The organism is Variovorax sp. GW821-FHT10D07 (assembly GCF_059415325.1).
On sequence record NZ_JBWKMZ010000003.1, the window covers coordinates 46757 to 64115 of the forward strand.

The window sequence follows — 17359 nt, forward strand, 5'->3', positions numbered from 1 at the left end:
GGCCGATGACGGCGCGCGGCGGCGGGGTGCACGGTGGGTTGCATGCCTACTCCCAAATCATCCACCCACGTCCGCTTCGCCGCCGTCGGCGACATCCATGTGCAGAAGGACTCCGCGGGTTCGCTGCGCGACTTCTTCGCCCAGGCCGCCGACGAGGCCGACGCGCTGCTGCTGTGCGGCGACCTGACCGACTACGGCACGGCGGAGGAGGCGCGGGTGCTGGCCGAGGAGCTCGGCGGCCTTTCGATCCCGATCGTTGCCGTGCTGGGCAACCACGACTTCGAGTCGGGCACGCCCGAGGTGGTGAACGAGGCGCTGACGCGGATCGGCGTGCGCATGCTCGACGGCTCGGCCTGCGAGATAGAGGGCGTGGGCATCGCGGGCGTCAAGGGCTTCGCGGGCGGTTTCGGCCGCGCCTCGCTCGGCGCGTGGGGCGAGCCCGCGATCAAGATGTTCGTGCAGGAGGCGCTCAACGAGGCGATGAAGCTCGAGTCGGCGCTGGCCAAGCTGCGCACCCGGCGCCGCATCGCGATGCTGCACTACGCGCCGATCGTGGGCACGGTGCAGGGCGAGCCGAGCGAGATCTTCGCCTTCCTCGGCAGCAGCAGGCTCGAGGAGCCGCTGCTGCGCTACCCGATCGATGCCGTGTTCCACGGCCATGCGCACCGCGGCACGCTCGAGGGCCGCACCATCAACGGCACGCCGGTCTACAACGTCGCCAAGCCGCTGCTGCAGCGCAGCCGGCCCGACGTGCCGCCGTTCCATCTCTACGAAGTGCCGCGCGAGTCCGCTTCGGAACCCGAGCTGGCCGCGCACTGAGCCGCGGAGGGCGGCCGCTCGACCCTTCAGGCGCGTCGTGATGAAGAAGCGCCGGCCCGGGTGCGTGGCGACCGAACGCGCGAGCACCTCGCCCTCGGCATCACGCCGCCTTCGGAATCGTCAGCCCCGCGATCACCGCGGGCCGCGCCACGAAGCGCTCGAGCACGCGCGCCACGTTCGGGAAGCTGTCGAAGCCGACCAGCTCGCGCGCCTCGTAGAAGCCGATCAGGTTGCGGATCCACGGGAAGCTCGCGATGTCGGCGATGCTGTAGTCGTCGCCCATGATCCATTCGCGGCCGGCCAGGTGCTTGTCGAGCACGCCGAGCAGGCGCTTCGATTCGGCCACGTAGCGGTCGCGCGGGCGCTTGTCCTCGAACTCCTTGCCGGCGAACTTGTGGAAGAAACCGAGCTGGCCGAACATCGGGCCGATGCCGCCCATCTGGAACATCACCCACTGCAGGGTCTCGTAGCGCTTCGCGGGGTCGGCGCTCAGCAGCTTGCCGGTCTTCTCGGCCAGGTAGAACAGGATCGCGCCCGACTCGAACAGCGGCAGCGGCTTTCCGCCCGGGCCGTCGGGATCGATGATCGCGGGGATCTTGTTGTTGGGGTTCAGCGAGAGGAAGGCCTCCGACATCTGGTCGTTGCTGCCGAAGCTCACGAGGTGCGGCTCGTAGGGCAGGCCGATCTCCTCCAGCATGATCGAGACCTTCACGCCGTTGGGCGTGGGCAGCGAGTAGAGCTGCAGCCGCTCGGGGTGCTGGGCGGGCCACTTCTGGGTGATCGGGAAGTCGGCGAGGGAGGTCATGGCGTGAGCCTTTCTTTCTTGGAATGACGGAAGAGGGCGCTTCGGCCCGGCGGCCGGCCCTCCGGGGCGAGCCGGCGATATTGCCCGATCCGCGCATCCGCTGCCGGGCACCAGGAATGCTTTGGTGTAGCACCGACGTCATATTCGGGCGCGAGGATGGCGGGCTTCCAGAATGGCGCACCCACCTTGCCGGCTCGATTCGTCTCCTCGCAGGGTGCGCCCGCTCGCCGCCCGTGGGCAGCGCCATGCCCTGGCGCTGTCGCTGCTGTGTGGGCTCTGGATGCCCGCGCCGGCCGCGGCCGGCGACAGCGACGCGGCGCGCGTGGATGACGCGCCCGCCCTGCCCGAGGCCGCCGCGCCCGGCGTCGATTTCGACATCGCGGCGCAGCCCCTGGCCGCGGCGCTGCAGCGCTATGCGCTGCAGTCGGGCCGCCCGGCGCTGTTCGACAGCGCGGCCGTGAGCGGCCGCACCTCGGCCGCCGTGCGCGGCCACCACGCACCCGAAACCGCGCTGCGCCTGCTGCTCGAGGGCACGGGCCTGGCCGCCGAAAGCATGCGCGACGGTCCGGCCGATGCCTTCGTGCTGAAGCCGGTCGACGCGCGCGCGCTGGCGGCGCGAACGGCCACGGATGGCGTGGACACCGACTACGGCGCCTGGGTGCAGGCGCGCGTCTGGCAGGCCCTGTGCGCCGATGCGCGCACCGCGCCTGGCGGCTACCGCACCCTGCTGCGCTTCGAGGTCGATGCCACCGGTGCGCTGCAGAAGCCGCGCCTGCTGACCTCGACCGGCAATGCGCGCCGCGACGCCGCGGTGCGCGAGGCCCTGCAGCGCGTGCGCGTGGACCGCGCGCCGCCGCCCGCGATGGCGCAGCCGCTGACCCTGGTGCTGCTGCCGCGCGACCCGGCCGACCCCGACGCGCCGCGCTGCGAGAACCGGCCATGACCGAGGACGCGCGCCCGATCCTGTCGGACTACCTGTCGCGGCACTACGCCAGCCTCAAGCGGCGCGTGACGCGGCTGCTGGGCAACAGCGACCTGGCCGGCGACGCGCTGCAGGACACCTGGCTGCGGCTGCAGAGCCGCGAGGAGGAGGACGCGATCCAGAGTCCGGGCAGCTACCTGGTGCGCGTGGCCGTCAACATCGCGATGGACATCCAGCGCCGCCAGAGCCGCTCGCTGTCGATCGACGAAGTGCAGTCGCTGACGGAGCTGTCGGACCCGGCGCCCGGGCCCGCGCGCACCGCCGAGCTGCGCTCCGAGGTGACGAGCCTGCTGAAGTTCATCGACCGCATGCCCGAGCGCCGCCGCACGATCCTGATGCTGGTGCGCTGGGAAGGGCTGCAGCAGAAGGACGTGGCGGCGCGGCTGGGCCTCTCCATACGCGTGGTCGAGCACGAACTCAAGCGCGCCCACGACTACCTCGACGCACAGATGAACCATGGCAAAAAATAGTTGGGGGTTTGGCGTGGCGCCGTTCGTCTGGGTGGGTGAAGCACTTTTCCATCGTTTCTTCGGCGCACCGGGGCTGTCCGGCATGAAGCCATGACGGCATCGGCCGACGACCGCGACGCACCGGGCGACGCGCTGCCGGCGCAGGCGCGCGTCTGGCTGCGCCTGCTCGCTTCGGGCGAGGTCAAGGCCTCGGACGCCGAGGCCTTCCAGCGCTGGCTCCACACCAGCGAGGCGCACCGCGCGGCCTTCCACGAGGTCAAGCAGCGCTGGGCGGCGCTGCGGCCCGTGAGCGGCGAGTACCTGCGCACCCGCCCGGCGGCGGCCGCGGCGCACGAGCGCGCGCTGCAGGGGCGGAACTTCGGGCGCCGCGCCTTCCTGGGCGCGGCCGTGAGCGCCGCCGCGGTGGCCGGCGTGGCGGTGGTGGCCTACCCACAGAGCGGACTCTGGCCCGCGGCAGGCGAGGGCACGGCCGACGAGCGCACGGCCGTCGGCGAGCAGCGCACGCTGGCGCTGGCCTCGCGCGTGCAGGTGACGCTCAACACCCAGACCCGGATCCGCCGCGAACGCGCGGCCGGCCAGCTCACGGGCATCGACCTGCTGTCGGGCGAGGCCGCGATCGACCTGCTGGCCGAGGGCGGCCCGTTCGGCGTGGTGGCCGGCGCCGGGCGCAGCCTCGCGCACGCGGGGCGCTTCGAGGTGCGGCACCTCGACGGCAAGGTCTGCGTGACCTGCATCGAGGGCGCGCTGCGCATCGAGCATCCGGCCGGCGTGCGCGCGCTGCAGGCCGGCCAGCAGGCGGTGTACGACGCGCAGTCGCTCAGCGGCATCGCGCGCGTCGCGCTCGAGAACGTGTCGGCCTGGCGGCGCGGCGAGCTGGTGTTCGACCAGACGCGGCTGGCCGAGGTGCTGGCCGAGATCAACCGCTACCGCGCGGGCCGCGTGCTGCTGGTGAACGGCGCTGCAGGCGAGAAGCGGGTCAGCGGCCGCTTCCGGCTGGCTTCGCTCGATTCGGCGCTGGCGCAGCTCGAGCACACCTTCGGGCTGCGTGCGCGATCGCTGCCCGGCGGGCTGCTGCTGCTGAGCTGAGACAGCGGCTCAAAAAAAGTTGGGGGTTTGCGCACGGCCCGTTCGTCTTAGCGCACCGGAAATTCAGCGCACCACCCACGGTGCGCGGAACTCCACGACCTTCACTTTCGGGCAAGCACTTCTCATGAGCACACGCGGATCCCTGGGCACTCCCCACCCATCGACCAACCAGCCGGCCCGGCGGCGCTTCCGCATGGCACCGATCGCGCGCGCCATCGCGGTGACGCTGGTCGCCAACGGCGCGCTCGTCGACGCGCAGGCGCAGCGTGCCTTCAGCGGCGCCTGGTTCGCCAACAAGACCACGGTGCAGGGCGCGGCCGCGGCCACGGGCCGGCTGCCCAACGGCATGCCCGCGTCGATGCTGACGAACCCCGCCGGGCAGCAGCGCGCCAGCGACGAACTGCGGCGCTCGATCGGCAACCTCGACATGGCGGCGCGCACCATCGCCGCCCAGCAGGCGGCGCAGGCGGCCGCGCGCCAGGCGGCGCAGAACGACGGCAGCGACATCCCCGACGGCCTCGCGCCCGGCGGGCTCGCGGTAGACACCAACAGCCTGACCGCGGGCTGGCTCAACGCCAATGCGCCGGTGCAGACGGCCGCGGGCGGACGCACGCAGGTCAATATCCAGCAGACCGCGGACAAGGCGATCCTCAACTGGGAGAGCTTCAACGTGGGCCGCAACACCACGGTGCAGTTCGACCAGAAGGGCGGAGCGAAGCCCGATGGCACCAATGCATGGATCGCTTTGAACCGCATCAACGATCCGAGCGGCCGGCCGAGCCAGATCGCGGGCCAGATCAAGGCCGACGGCTCGGTCTACCTGATCAACCGCAACGGCATCGTCTTCAACGGCACCAGCCAGGTCAACACGCGCTCGCTGATCGCCTCGAGCCTCGCGCTGTCGGACAAGCAGTTCAACCTCGGCATCAACAACCAGCAGAAGTTCGACGGCCAGGGCAACGACTTCGCGATTCCCCAGTTCGGCCTGTTCACGTCGATCAAGCCCGAGGTCTTCGGCCCGTCGGGCTTCGTGCCCGGCGAGGGCGGCGCGCCCGACCGCATGGGCGGCGTGGACCGCTTCGATCCCGGCGCGGCGCCGGGCGAGGTGCGCGTGGACGCCGGCGCGCGGCTGGCGGTCGAGTCGGGCGGCAAGGTCATGCTGTTCGCGCCCAAGGTGCGCAACGCGGGCCACATCACGGCGCCCGACGGCCAGGTGATCCTCGCGGCCGGCGAGAACGTCTACCTGAAGACGCCCTCGACCCAGGACCCGAACGCGCCACGCGGCCTCGACGTGGCCGTGTCGGCCGTGCCGGGCTGGGCCTTCACCGGCGGGCAGGTGCAGGGTGCGCTGAAGCTGGTGCCGGTGTATGGCGACGCGAACTTCGTCAACAGCCTGCGCGACGTGGTGATGCCCGAGATGGCGGCGCGCGCCAAGTCGGTGGGCTACGAGGTGGTGAACACCGGCACCGTGCAGTCCGACCGCGGCAACATCACGCTGCAGGCGCAGGACGTGCGGCAGTCGGGCGTGCTGGCCTCGACCACGGCACTCAACAATCGCAACGGTTCGATCCTGCTGCGCGCCTGGGGCCTGGGCACGCACATGTACTCGGACGGCGTCAACGACCTGATCAACTGGTCGGCCGGCACGCTCACGCTGGGCGAGGGCAGCATCACGCAGGTGCTGCCCGACGCGGGCGACCGCAGCGAGATCGAGGCCTCGGCGCTGGTCACGCGCTACCAGCCGGGCCGCGTGGCCCTGTACGGCCAGCTGATCGACGTGCGGCCGAAGGCGGGCGTGCTGGTGCCCGCGGGCAGCATCGTGGCCGAGTCGGCGGTCAACCCGCTGTTCACGCAGCTGCCGTACTTCAAGCCCGGCAGCCTCGGCGACACCAGCCGCATCTACATCGACAGCGAGGCCTTCCTGAGCGTGGCCGGGCTGCAGGGCATGCAGGTCGACATGTCGCGCAACTTCGTCGAGGCCGAGCTGCGCATCAACGAGCTGCGCGATTCGCCGCTGCTGCTCGACTCCTGGCTGCGCGGCAAGAAGGTGATCGTCGACCGGCGCGCCAACGGCCTGTTCGACGCCGGCCCGATGTCGGGCGTGCAGTGGGTGACCGGGCCGGACGGCAAGACGCTGGTGCCGGGCGCCTGGGTCGGCACGCCGCTGGCCGACGTGTCGGGCTGGGTCGGTGTCGGCAAGACCGACCTCGCCGAGCTGTCGGCCAGCGCGGGCAGCATCAACCTGCGCGCGGGCGGCGCGGTGATCACGCGCGCGGGCTCGGTGCTCGACGTGTCGGGCGGCTCGGTGCGCTATTCCGACGGCATGAACACCGCCACCAAGCTCATGGGCGCCGACGGCCGCGTGCACACCATGGACAAGGCGCTGCCCGACATCACCTACACCGGCATCGCCGGCGAGTTCGCGAGCGAGCATGCGCGCTGGGGCGTGAAGGAGAACTGGCGCTCGCCGCTGATCGGCGCCAACTACAAGGAAGCGGGCTACACCGAGGGCCGCAAGGCCGGCGACCTGCGCATCTACGCGGGCGACGCGATGGTGCTCGAGGGCGACATGCTCGGCGGCGTGGTGGCGGGCGACCGGCCGCAGGCCAAGGCCGCCGCCAGCCTCGGCGGCCGGGTCGAGCTCGGCGAGAACACGCCCGACGGCCGGCCCTGGTCGCCGGGCACGATCATCGTGAGCCACGATCCGAAGCGGCTGGCCAAGGACTTCGGCGCGCTCACCACGCTCGGCGACGATTTCTACGTGCAACTCAAGCCGGACGAACAGGGCTCGCGCAAGCTGAGCTTCCTGTCGGACGACATGCTCAGCAATTCGGGCATGGGCAGCATCGTGCTGAACACCATCAACGGTGACTTCGAGCTCGCGGCCGGCGCGAAGCTGCAGCTGACGCCGGGCGCCTCGCTGACGGTGGCGGGCACCGAGGGCTCGACCCGGGACATCCGCATCTTCGGCCAGATCCGCACGCCGGGCGGGCGCATCGGCCTGTCGTCGAGCAACGGCGCGCTCGAGATCGGCGCGCAGGGCCGGCTCGATGCCAGCGGCCAGTGGCTCAACACCTGGCGCGAAGGCCCGGGCAGCGGCGCCTGGGCCATCGATGGCGGCGCGATCTCGATCAGCGTGGGGAAGATCGCGGCCGACCCGGCGGCGGTCCTCGACGTCTCGGGCGGCGGCCGCGTCGATGTCGCGAAGAACGGCCTGCCCGCGTTGCGCGCGGGCAATGCGGGTTCGGTCACGCTGGTGGGCGTGACGCCCGAGCTGGACCTGGGTGCGCTGAACCTGCGCGCCTTCGCGGCCGGTTCCGCGGGCAGCCTGGTGCTCGACGTGTTCTCGCCGGTGCAGATCGGCGGCAGCGCGGCCACCGATCCCGAGACCGGCAAGCCGCTCGTGACGCTGCTGCCGCCCACGCTCTACGGCGAACGCGGCTTCGGCCGCGTCACGGTCTCGGTGCGCGGCGAGGGCGGCATCGTGGTGCCCGAGGGCGTGACGGTGTCGCAGCAGGCGTCGAGCCTCGATCTCGCGAACTTCGACTGGCGCCACCTGCCCGGCGGTGCCAGCCTGGCCGATGCCGCGCCGATCGGCGTGCTGCGGCCCGAGGAGCGCGCGGCGCGCAAGCCCACCGCGCTGTCGCTGGGCACCACCAACGGCCCGATCTCGATCGGGGCGGGCGCGGTGGTGCGCACCGACATCGGCGGCAACCTGTCGCTCGGTGCCGGCGGCGAGCTGGGCACCATCAACGTGGCCGGCCGGCTCGACGCGCCGGCCGGCAGCATCTCGCTGTCGGGCGGCAAGGTCACGTTGCAGGCCGGCGGCGAACTGCTGGCGCGCGGCGTGCCGCTGACCTACCTCGACAACCGCGGCCGCCAGGTGGGCGAGGTGCGCGACGGCGGCTCGGTCGACATCCAGGCCGGCGAGGTGCAGCTCGAGAAGGGCGCGCTGATCGACGTGTCGGGCGCCACCGGCGAGATCGACGGCGTGGCCGACACCGGCCGCACCGGCACGCAGCTGCCGAAGGCGACCCCGAAGATCCGGCTCGACAGCGACGGCGGCCTGATCCAGGTCAAGGGCCAGGGCCTGATCGAGAGCACGCTGGTGGGCAACGCGGGCGGCCCCGGCGGCATCGGCGGGCGCATCCGGATCAACATGGACGTGCCCGCCGCGCCCGGCGGCTCGCCGCTGGAGCGCCTGAGCCAGACGCTGCAGGACCCGGACTGCTTCGGCTTCTTCGTCGACGGCGCCTGCAACAACTGGCGCCAGGGCCTGGACTACGACTGGGCGCCGGGCCTGCGCAGCTTCGGCTACGAGGTCGACGGCACGATGATCATTCCGTCGAGCCTGCTGGCGCACCTGGCGGAGAGCAAGGAGCTGGTGCTGTCCGACCGCCTGCCGGCGCCCGGCCCGGTCGGGGCGCTCGATCCGGCGCAGTTCGGGCTGACGCCGGCCACGCTCGACCTGTTCCGCGACACCCTGTTCGGCGGCGAGCTGCTGCGCGAGATCCTGCAGAAGCCGGGCCAGGCCTTCGCGCTGACGCTGCGCCCGCAGTCCTTCGCGAACGGCGGCTTCGCCGACCTCGCGCTGGTGAACTCCTCGCAGGGGCCGATCCGCCTCGACGACGCGCACATCAGGATGGGCCGCGCCATCTCGCTGCAGGGCCGGATCCTCGGGCACGCCGACACCTCGTCGTCGCTGAGCGCGCCGCACCTCACGCTGCTGACCGTGCCGGGGCCGGCCTCGGCCTCGCTCGTGGCCGAGGTGCCCGATGCCAAGGGCGAACTGAAGCTCGCGGGCCAGTTGATCGAGATCGTTTCGGGCAACGAGGCGGGCGTGTCGCCCGAAGGCACCGTGCGCATCGGCGGTTTCGGCCGCACGCGGCTCGAGGCCGGCGAGATCCGCATCGGCGGCGCGCTGCCCGATCAGATCAACGACGACACCCGGTTGCAGTTGAACCTCGACGTCGACGGACAGCTGGTGCTCGCGGCCGGCCAGGCCTATCCGAGCACGGCCATGACCGGCGTGATCCGCGCCACCGGTTCGATCGCGGTCGAGCGGCTCGGCGAGCCGGGCGACGCGCCGCTGTCGGCCGGCGGCACCCTGCGGCTGGAGGCACCGACGATCGCGCAGAACGGCGTGCTGCGCGCGCCGCATGGCCAGATCGAACTGGCCGCGAGCGAGCGCCTCGCGCTGGGCGCCAACAGCCTCACTTCGGTGTCGGGCGCCGGCGTGGTCGTGCCCTACGGCACCTTGCTCAACGACGAGCACTGGCACGATCCCACCAAGGCGGTGGACGCGGCCAATCCCTCGGGCGGCTCGCTGAGCGCGCCGCCCGAGAAGCGGATCACGCTCAAGTCGCCCGACGTGGCGCTGGCGCGCGGCGCGACGGTGGACATCACGGGCGGCGGCGACCTCTATGCCTGGGAGTTCGTGCCCGGCCCCGGCGGCTCGCACGACGTGCTGAACCGGTCGGGCACCTACGCGATCCTGCCGGGGCAGACCGCCGCCGCGCCGGCGAGCGCAGCCGAAGCGGGCCAGCGGGTCTGGCTCGCGGGCGGGCCGGGCCTGGCGGCCGGCTGGTACACCCTGCTGCCGGCGCGCTATGCGCTCTTGCCCGGCGCCTTCGCGGTGCAGGCCACCGGCAAGGCCTGGGGCGGCGCGCTGGCACCGGCCACGCTGGCCTCGGACGGCAGCCTGGTGATGCAGGGCCGCGGCGGCAATGCCTACAGCGGCCAGCAGGACGCGCAGGCCTCGGCCTGGCGCGTGATGTCGGGCGACACGCTGCGCAAGTACACCGAATACAACGAGGCCACGGCCAACGACTTCTTCTCGTCCGAGGCCTTCAAGCTCACGCAGTACCGGCTGACCGGCCAGAACGTCGTCACGCCGCGGCTGCCGCGCGACGGCGGCGCCGTGGTGTTCGATGCCGGCAAGCGGCTCACGCTCGACGGCACGCTGCGCTCGGCGCCCGATGCGGGCGGCCGCGGCGGGCTGGTCGACATCGCGGGCGGCAAGATCGCGATCGTCGGCGCCGGCCTGGATGCGGCCAGCCTGCAGGCCGACGGCTACCTCGTGATCGATTCGACGAGCCTGTCGAACTTCGGCGCCGGCAGCCTGCTGGTGGGCGGCAAGCGCCAGGGCAATGCGCTCGGCCTCGAGATCGACGTGACGGCCACCGACATCGTGGTGCGCAACGGCGAGGGCTCCGAGTTCAGCGGGCCCGAGATCATCCTCGCGGCCAGCGAGCAGGTGGCGATCGAGGGCGGCAGCCGGGTGCGCGCCAAGGGCGCGGGCGGCCGCGGCTCGGGCAACCTGGTGATGAAGCCGAAGGCGCCGGCGGTCTACACCGACCCCGACGGCAACCTCGACGACAACGGCGACGGCGTGATCGACGCCAGGGATGCGGCCGACGACGTGCTCACCTCGCCGACGAAGGACTGGGGCGCGCTGGTGCGCCTGGCCACCGGCGACGCGGTGCAGGTGCTGCGCCAGAACGTGGACACCACGCGCGGCGGCCTGGTGACGATCGGCGCGGGCGCGCTGGTCGACGGCGGCGCCGCGCTGCTGATCGACGCGACGCGCACCACCGAGCTCGCGAGCTCGGCGCGGATCGCCGGCGCCGACCTGTCGGTGTCGGCCGGCCGCATCGGCTTCGGCGGCGGCACCGAGGGCATGGTGCTCGACAGCGGCGCGCTGGCGCAACTCGCCAACTCGCAGCGCCTGACCCTGCGCAGCTACTCGGACTTCGACTTCTACGGTTCGCTCGACCTCGGCGCGGCCGGCCTGCATTCGCTGACCTTCGACGGCGCCGCCTTCGTCGGCCGCGGCACGGGCGACGTGACGATCCGCGGCGATGCGGTCACGCTGATCAACAGCGGCGGCGGCACCGGCGGTAGCGGCACCGGCAACGGCGCCTTCACGCTCGATGCCGGCACGCTGGTGCTGGGCGCGGGCCGCAAGGACTTCGCCGGCTTCGGGTCGGTCACGCTGGCGGGGCGCGACCAGATCGTCGGCGAGGGTGCGGGCGCGGTGGACACCGGCGCCGCGGCGCTGACCCTGGCCACGCCGCTCTTGACCGGCCGCGGCGGCGCGGCCCAGACCATCGCCACCCAGGGTGCGCTGCGCGTGACGGGCGGCGGCGCGGGGACGGCCACGCCTTCGGACCTGCAGGACAGCCTGGGCGCGCGCCTGACGCTCAGCGGCAGGACCATCGACTTCGGCGGCCGCGCGGTCGCGCTCGGCGGCAGCATCGGCATGACGGCGACCGGCGGCCACCTGGTGGTGGGCGAGGGCGCGCTGATCGACGTGGGCGGTTTCGCCAAGCGCTTCTTCGACCTGGCCGAGTACGCCGATGCGGGCCGTATCGACCTGTCGGCCGTGGGCGGCGACGTCCGGCTCGAGGCCGGCAGCCGGCTCGGCCTCGCGGCGCACCCGGGCGGCGGCAGCGCCGGCACCCTGGGCCTGGCCGCATCGAACGGCGGCACCGTGGTGCTCGACGGCACCATCGCCGCGCAGGCCGGTGCCGGCGGCAAGGCCGGCAGCTTCTCGCTCGACATCGAGGCGCTGCCCGACTTCGCGGGCTTCAGCCAGCGGCTCAACGACGCCGGCTTCAACCGCTCGCGCCAGTTCCGCATCCGCCAGGGCGACGTGGTGCTCGGCGGGCTCACGACGGTCGAGGACTTCGGCCTCACCGCCGACCGCGGCAGCATCGACATCGCCGGCACCGTGGATGCGCGCTCGGCCTATGGCGGCACGATCCGCATCACCGGCGGCAACGGCGTGGCGATGCGCGACGGCGCGAAGCTGCTGGCCGGCGCGACCGGCGAACTCGGCAGCGGCCGCGTCACGCTCGAGGCGGCCGGCGGCCGGCTCGAGCTGCGCGGCGGCCAGATCGACGTGGCGGGCAACGAGGGCGGCAAGGTGCGCCTGCGCGCGCGGCAGAACGCGGGCCACGACGAGATCGAGGTCGGCGCGCTAAACGTCGCGGTCACGGGCGCGCGCTCCGCGGTGCTCGAGGGCACCAGCCGCTACGAGGCGCAGGACGGCACGGTCGATGCGGTCAAGGCCGAGGCGATCGCCGATGCGCGCCGCTTCAGCGCCGCCGCCGGCGCGATCGCCGGGCGCCTGGGCACCGGGCTCGCGGTCATGCCGGGCATCGAGATCCGCAGCGCCGGCGACCTGGCGCTCAACGGCGACTGGAACCTGTTCGCCGATCTGCCGGGCGCGCGCGACGGCACGCTGACCCTGCGCGCCGGTGGCAACCTGCTGATCAACGGCCACCTGAGCGACGGCTTCGACGCGGCGGACCGCAGCGGCGTGCTGCAGCCCGGCGCCTCGTGGAACCTGCGGCTGGTGGCCGGCGGCGACCTGGACTCGGCCAATGCGCTGGCATTGCGGCCGCTGGCCGCGCAGGCCGCGGGCAAGGGCTCGATCGTGATCGGCACCGCCAACACGGCGCAGCCGAGCGACAGCGACCCCACGCCCGACAACGGCGCCGGCAAGCTGGTGCGCACCGGCACCGGCGACCTCGAGGTGCGTGCCGGACGCGACCTCACGCTGGCGCACAAGGAGTCGGCGATCTACACCGCGGGCCGCAAGGACACGACGGTGTGGAGCGACTTCACCACCGCCAACCCGAAGGCCAGCTACGGCATCGACGGCGGCAACCTCGACATCGGCGTGCAGGGCAGCATCGACGCCGCACCCGCGGGGCAGCGCTTCACCGAGTGGCTCAACCGCCAGGGCACGCTGAACGCGCAGCGCTATTTCGGCGAGTACGAGAACGGCGAGCTGGGCATGCGGCCCGATGGCAGCTTCGGCCCCCTGATCCATCCGACCGAGCAGCCGAGCTGGTGGATCGACTACGGCCGCTTCCAGCAGGGCGTGGGCGCGCTCGGCGGCGGCAACGTGGCGGTCCATGCCGGCGGCGACCTGCGCAACCTGCTGGTCGCGCTGCCCACCAACATGCGCGTGCGCGGCGGACTCTCGGCGGGCGAGGCGATGACCGTCGAGATGCGCAACGGCGGCGCCATGCAGGTCGAGGCCGGCGGCGCGATCCGCGGCGGCCAGTACTACGTCGCGCGCGGCGCGGGCGAGATCCGCGCGGGCGAGACCGCGGTCGGCCGCACCGTGACCCTGAGCCGCGACGACAGCATGGGCGGCATCACGCGCACCAGCTACGGCGTGGCGCCGGTGCTCGCGCTCGGCGATGCCACGCTGAGCCTGCGCACCGCGGGCGACCTGGTGCTGCAGACGGTGGTCGATCCGCTGCTGGTCACCTACGGCGAGGGCCTGCGCCCCGACGGGCAGCAGCTCAACTACGGCGCCTACATGAGCGGCTACACCGACCGCAGCGCGCTGAAGCTGGTCTCCACCGGCGGCGACATCCACTTCGTCAACCGCGCGGAGTTCATCTTCCGCGACGTGCAACTGCGCAGCTTCGACCACGACACGCTGGTGGGCTTCGGCGGCAACCGCTATCCGGCGCGGCTGTCGGCGGTCGCGCTCAATGGCGGGCTGTCGATCGAGGGGCCGCTGTACGTGCTGCCGGGTACCACCAACGACGTCTCGCTGGCCGCGAAGAACGACATCCGCTTCGCCGCGCCGCTCGCGATGGCCTATGCCACGCCGGCGATGATGCCCTCGCCGACCATGCCCGCCGGTGCCGGCTCGCCCTTCAGCCAGATGAACATGGAGGACATGCTCGACAACTGGATCAACTGGTCGGGCGCTTCCTTCATCAAGGACCCGTACCTGCGCAGCGTGAGCAATCCCTCGGTGCTGCCGCTGGCCGGCGACTACGAGCCCAGCCGCATCTACGCCGCCGAGGGCTCGATCTTCGGGCTCGACCTCAAGGCCAACGAACAGACCTGGGTGCGCGCGGGCAAGGACATCCGCGGCGTGCGCGTGGCGGGGCGCAACCTGCGCGCCTCCGACACCACGCTGCTGGAGGCGGGCAACGACATCCTGGCCACGGTGCGGGTCGATCCGATCGAGCGCGAGAACGCCATCAGCAACAGCCTGACCGGCAACATCGAGATGCAGGGGCCGGGCACGCTGACGCTGGCCGCCGGTCGCGACGTGTACGCCGACAACCTGCAGGTGCGCACGGTGGGCAACCAGCGCTACGACCGGAACAACCGGCCGCAGCCCGATACGCAGATCAACGGCCTGCCGGCCAACAGCGCCGCGATCACCGTCATGGCCGGACTGAACGGCGCCGTGGGCTACGACGCCTTCGCCGCCGCCTACCTCGATCCGGCCCGCGTGGCCTCGATGCCCGACTACCTCAAGACCCGCGCGCCCGATGGCACGCAGGTGCCGATCTACCTGGTGGACCAGGTCGAGACGCGCCCCGGCGGGCAGGAGAAGACCGTGCGCCGCGGCCTCGTGTCGTACATGTTGGACATGACCGGCGAGACGCTTGCGCCGCTCGATGCCTGGACGCGCTTCCAGGCCCTGCCCGAGCCGGCACGCCAGCAGTTCCTGCGCCAGGCCTTCCTGCTCGAGCTGCGCGAGGCCGGCCGCGACCAGAACGAACCGGGCACGGGCGGCCTGCCGCGCAACGGCGGCTACAACCGCGGCTACGCGGCGATCGACACCTTGTTCCCGGGCAAGGACTGGAAGGGCGACGTGGCGGCCAACACCTTGATGCTGCGCACCATGGCCGGCGGCGACATCAACGTGCTCACGCCCGGCGGCGGATTGCAGGTGGCGGCGCTCGGTGCCACCGTGCCGGCCGGCTACGGCCTGGTCACGCTGGCCTCGGGCCACATCGACATCTTTGCCAAGGACGACGTCACGGTGAACCAGTCGCGCATCTTGTCCTTCGTGCCCGAGGTGACGAAGCAGGGCAGCGACCAGATCATCTGGTCCACGGTAGGCAACATCGACGCCGGCCGCGGCGCGAAGACCCTGCGCGTGCCCTCGGCGCCCGAGGTCGTCACCGACCTCGACGGCGTGACCGTGGTGCGCGAGAAGTCCGACATGAGCGGCAGCGGCATCGGCACCGTGGGCGACGGCGACGTCGACCTGGTTGCGCCCAACGGCACCGTGAATGCCGGCGATGCCGGTTTGCGCGTGGCGGGCAACCTCAACATCGCCGCGCTGCAGGTGCTCAACGCCGACAACATCCAGGTCAAGGGCGAGACCAAGGGCCTGCCGGTGGTCGCGGCCGTGAACGTCGGCGCGCTGACCAATGCCAGCGCGGCCGCGGCCCAGGCCGCGGTGGCCGCGCAGGAGAGCCTGCAGCGCGACCGCGCCGCGGCGCGCCAGGCATTGCCCTCGGTGTTCACCGTGCGCGTGCTCGGCTTCGGCAACGAGCCGGCCGAGGGCGGCAGCCGCAACCCGTCGCCGCCCGCGGCCGGACGCGCTGGGGACAGCGCGGTGCGCTACGACCCCGCGAACCCCGTGCAGCTCGTGGGCAACGGCCGGCAGTTCGATGCTCGGCAGGTGGCACGGCTGACCGACGAGGAACGCCGCGCCTTGCAGGGCCGCTAGGCCTCACGCCCTCCGGCGCCTGCGTCCCGCCTCCCGCGAACCGGGAGGCGGGGCGGCAGCGTGCCTCTTTTCGCCCGCCGATGCACACCGAGACGGATCCGCCATGAGCCTGAACATCCCGTGCCGCACTGCAGACCATTCCTTGGACGACGCTTCATGCGGCGAGCCGCCCGATCTGGCGCCGCGGTGCGCCGCCTTGCAGGCCATCCTGGTCGCGAACTACGAGCACCTGCGGCGCCGGCTGCTGCGCCACCTGGGCTGCCCCGACCTCGCGAGCGAATGCCTGCACGAGGCCTGGCTGCGGCTCGGCGACCTGGGTCTGGCGCACGACGTGCAGAACCCGCTGGCCTACATCCACCGCATGGCGAGCAACCTCGCCGTGGACCGGCTGCGCAGCCATCGGCCGTGGCAGTACGCGGGGGAGGAGCAGGTCGTGCTCGATGAATTGGTGGACCGGGCGCCGGGGCCCGAGTCGATTGCACAGGCGCGTTCCGATGTGGCGGCGGTGGAGCGTGCGATCGAGCGGTTGCCGCGTCGCCATCGGTCGGTGCTGATCGCGCTGCGTATCAATGAGATGACACGGCAGGAGGCGGCGGCGCGCTTCGATCTGTCGTTGCGCAGCGTGGATACGGCGTTGCGGCAGGCGCTGGATTACTGCGCGGAGAGTGTGGGGCAGGAGGTGTGGGTGGGGGTGAATGGGGGGAGGAGGGCGGTGCGGGTGGTCTCTGCCTAGATCAAATTCCGCATCGCCTGCGCCGTCTCCCGCAACACCGGCAACACCCGCGCCACCGCATCCTCCGAGCTTTCGTGCCCCATCGGCATCGTGATGTTGAGCGCGCCCACCAGCGTGCCGTGGCGGTCGCGCAGCGGCACCGCGATGCCGCGCGAGTTGAGGTCGAGCTGTTGCTCGGACAGCGCCCAGCCCTGGGCGCGGATGCGCGCGAGCTCGAGTTTCATGCGCTCCATGCTGGCGATGGTGTGCGAGGTGAAGACGGTGAGCTGGCGCGTGGCGAGCCATTCGTTGAGTTCGGTGTCGCCGCGCAGCGCGAGCATCAGCATGCCCGAGGCCGTGACCTGCGCGGGCACGCGCGCGCCGAGCACGTAGCCGGTGCTCATGCTGCGGTTGGGGCCGTTGCGCGCGATGTAGACCACCTCGTCGCCGTCCATCACGCTGAGGTAGGCGATCTCGTTGGTGCCGGCGGCCACGCGCTGCAGAAAGGGCTGCACCACGCGCGGTAGCCGCGCCGATTCGAGGTACGACTGGCCCAGCCGCAGCACGCGCGGCGTGAGCCAGAACAGCTTGCCGTCGCTCGCCACGTAGCCCATGTGCTGCAGGGTCAGCAGGTAGCGGCGCGCAGCCGTGCGCGTCATGTTCGTGCGCTGGCCGGCCTGGCTCGCCGTGAGGCGCGGGTTGGCGTCGTCGAAGGCCTCGATGATGCTCACGCCGCGCTCCAGGCCGGCGATCCAGTCGCGCTTGTCGAGGCCGGGCGGTGTGGGTGGGTCGTCGTTGCTCATGACCGGGGAGTGTGCCTGCGCCGCTGGCCGGTGGGATCGCCGCATCGATGGGCAAAAACCCTAGGTTTGAACGATTGACGATCTTGAAAGATCGATGATCGAACGAAATGGTGGTTTGGAGCCAGCAAACTCGGGACGAAAGGACTATAAAGCCGGGCATCCAGCCTCCAAACGAG

At 72.1% G+C, this 17359-nt stretch carries 8 protein-coding genes; 6 read left to right on the forward strand and 2 right to left on the reverse strand.

Annotated features, from left to right (window positions below):
• Positions 1–42: 42 nt before the first annotated feature.
• Positions 43–819 (forward strand): metallophosphoesterase family protein, encoded by a 777-nt coding sequence (locus tag AC07PU_RS10710; protein ID WP_093344992.1) that lies wholly within the window; start codon positions 43–45, stop codon positions 817–819.
• Between the two features lie 100 nt (positions 820–919).
• On the opposite strand, the gene AC07PU_RS10715 is transcribed toward AC07PU_RS10710, so the two are convergent.
• Positions 920–1624 carry a glutathione binding-like protein gene (locus AC07PU_RS10715; protein WP_093344989.1) on the reverse strand — a complete coding sequence of 235 codons (705 nt, stop codon included), beginning with the start codon at positions 1622–1624 and terminating at the stop codon, positions 920–922.
• A 214-nt stretch (positions 1625–1838) separates the two neighbouring features.
• Here AC07PU_RS10715 and AC07PU_RS10720 point away from each other — a divergent pair, with 214 nt between their 5' ends.
• The 5 genes from AC07PU_RS10720 to AC07PU_RS10740 all read left to right on the forward strand — a co-directional run bounded on the left by AC07PU_RS10720 (position 1839) and on the right by AC07PU_RS10740 (position 16401).
• On the forward strand, positions 1839–2567 hold the full coding sequence (locus AC07PU_RS10720) for a secretin and TonB N-terminal domain-containing protein (protein WP_495317349.1): 729 nt from the start codon (positions 1839–1841) through the stop codon (positions 2565–2567).
• Positions 2564–3076: an RNA polymerase sigma factor gene (locus AC07PU_RS10725; protein WP_495317351.1), complete on the forward strand. Its 513-nt coding sequence runs from the start codon at positions 2564–2566 to the stop codon at positions 3074–3076. The genes AC07PU_RS10720 and AC07PU_RS10725 overlap by 4 nt, the downstream gene beginning before the upstream one ends.
• Positions 3077–3166: 90 nt before the next feature.
• Complete coding sequence (locus tag AC07PU_RS10730; protein WP_495317353.1) at positions 3167–4162, forward strand: FecR family protein; 996 nt, start codon at positions 3167–3169, stop codon at positions 4160–4162.
• Between the two features lie 124 nt (positions 4163–4286).
• On the forward strand, positions 4287–15668 hold the full coding sequence (locus AC07PU_RS10735; protein ID WP_495317355.1) for a filamentous hemagglutinin family protein: 11382 nt from the start codon (positions 4287–4289) through the stop codon (positions 15666–15668).
• A 103-nt stretch (positions 15669–15771) separates the two neighbouring features.
• On the forward strand, positions 15772–16401 hold the full coding sequence (locus tag AC07PU_RS10740) for an RNA polymerase sigma factor (RefSeq protein WP_495317357.1): 630 nt from the start codon (positions 15772–15774) through the stop codon (positions 16399–16401).
• Here the strand turns inward: AC07PU_RS10740 and AC07PU_RS10745 are convergent.
• Positions 16398–17183 (reverse strand): IclR family transcriptional regulator domain-containing protein, encoded by a 786-nt coding sequence (locus AC07PU_RS10745; RefSeq protein ID WP_495317359.1) that lies wholly within the window; start codon positions 17181–17183, stop codon positions 16398–16400. The two genes, AC07PU_RS10740 and AC07PU_RS10745, sit on opposite strands and share 4 nt — an antisense overlap.
• Positions 17184–17359: the final 176 nt, after the last annotated feature.

What these genes read in the sequence shown, in the direction of transcription:
- AC07PU_RS10710 (WP_093344992.1), top strand. Translation starts at nt 43, where the DNA reads ATGCCTACTCCCAAATCATCCACCCACGTCCGCTTCGCCGCCGTCGGC.
- AC07PU_RS10715 (WP_093344989.1), bottom strand. Translation starts at nt 1,624, where the DNA reads ATGACCTCCCTCGCCGACTTCCCGATCACCCAGAAGTGGCCCGCCCAG.
- AC07PU_RS10725 (WP_495317351.1), top strand. Translation starts at nt 2,564, where the DNA reads ATGACCGAGGACGCGCGCCCGATCCTGTCGGACTACCTGTCGCGGCAC.
- AC07PU_RS10730 (WP_495317353.1), top strand. Translation starts at nt 3,167, where the DNA reads ATGACGGCATCGGCCGACGACCGCGACGCACCGGGCGACGCGCTGCCG.
- AC07PU_RS10735 (WP_495317355.1), top strand. Translation starts at nt 4,287, where the DNA reads ATGAGCACACGCGGATCCCTGGGCACTCCCCACCCATCGACCAACCAG.
- AC07PU_RS10740 (WP_495317357.1), top strand. Translation starts at nt 15,772, where the DNA reads ATGAGCCTGAACATCCCGTGCCGCACTGCAGACCATTCCTTGGACGAC.
- AC07PU_RS10745 (WP_495317359.1), bottom strand. Translation starts at nt 17,183, where the DNA reads ATGAGCAACGACGACCCACCCACACCGCCCGGCCTCGACAAGCGCGAC.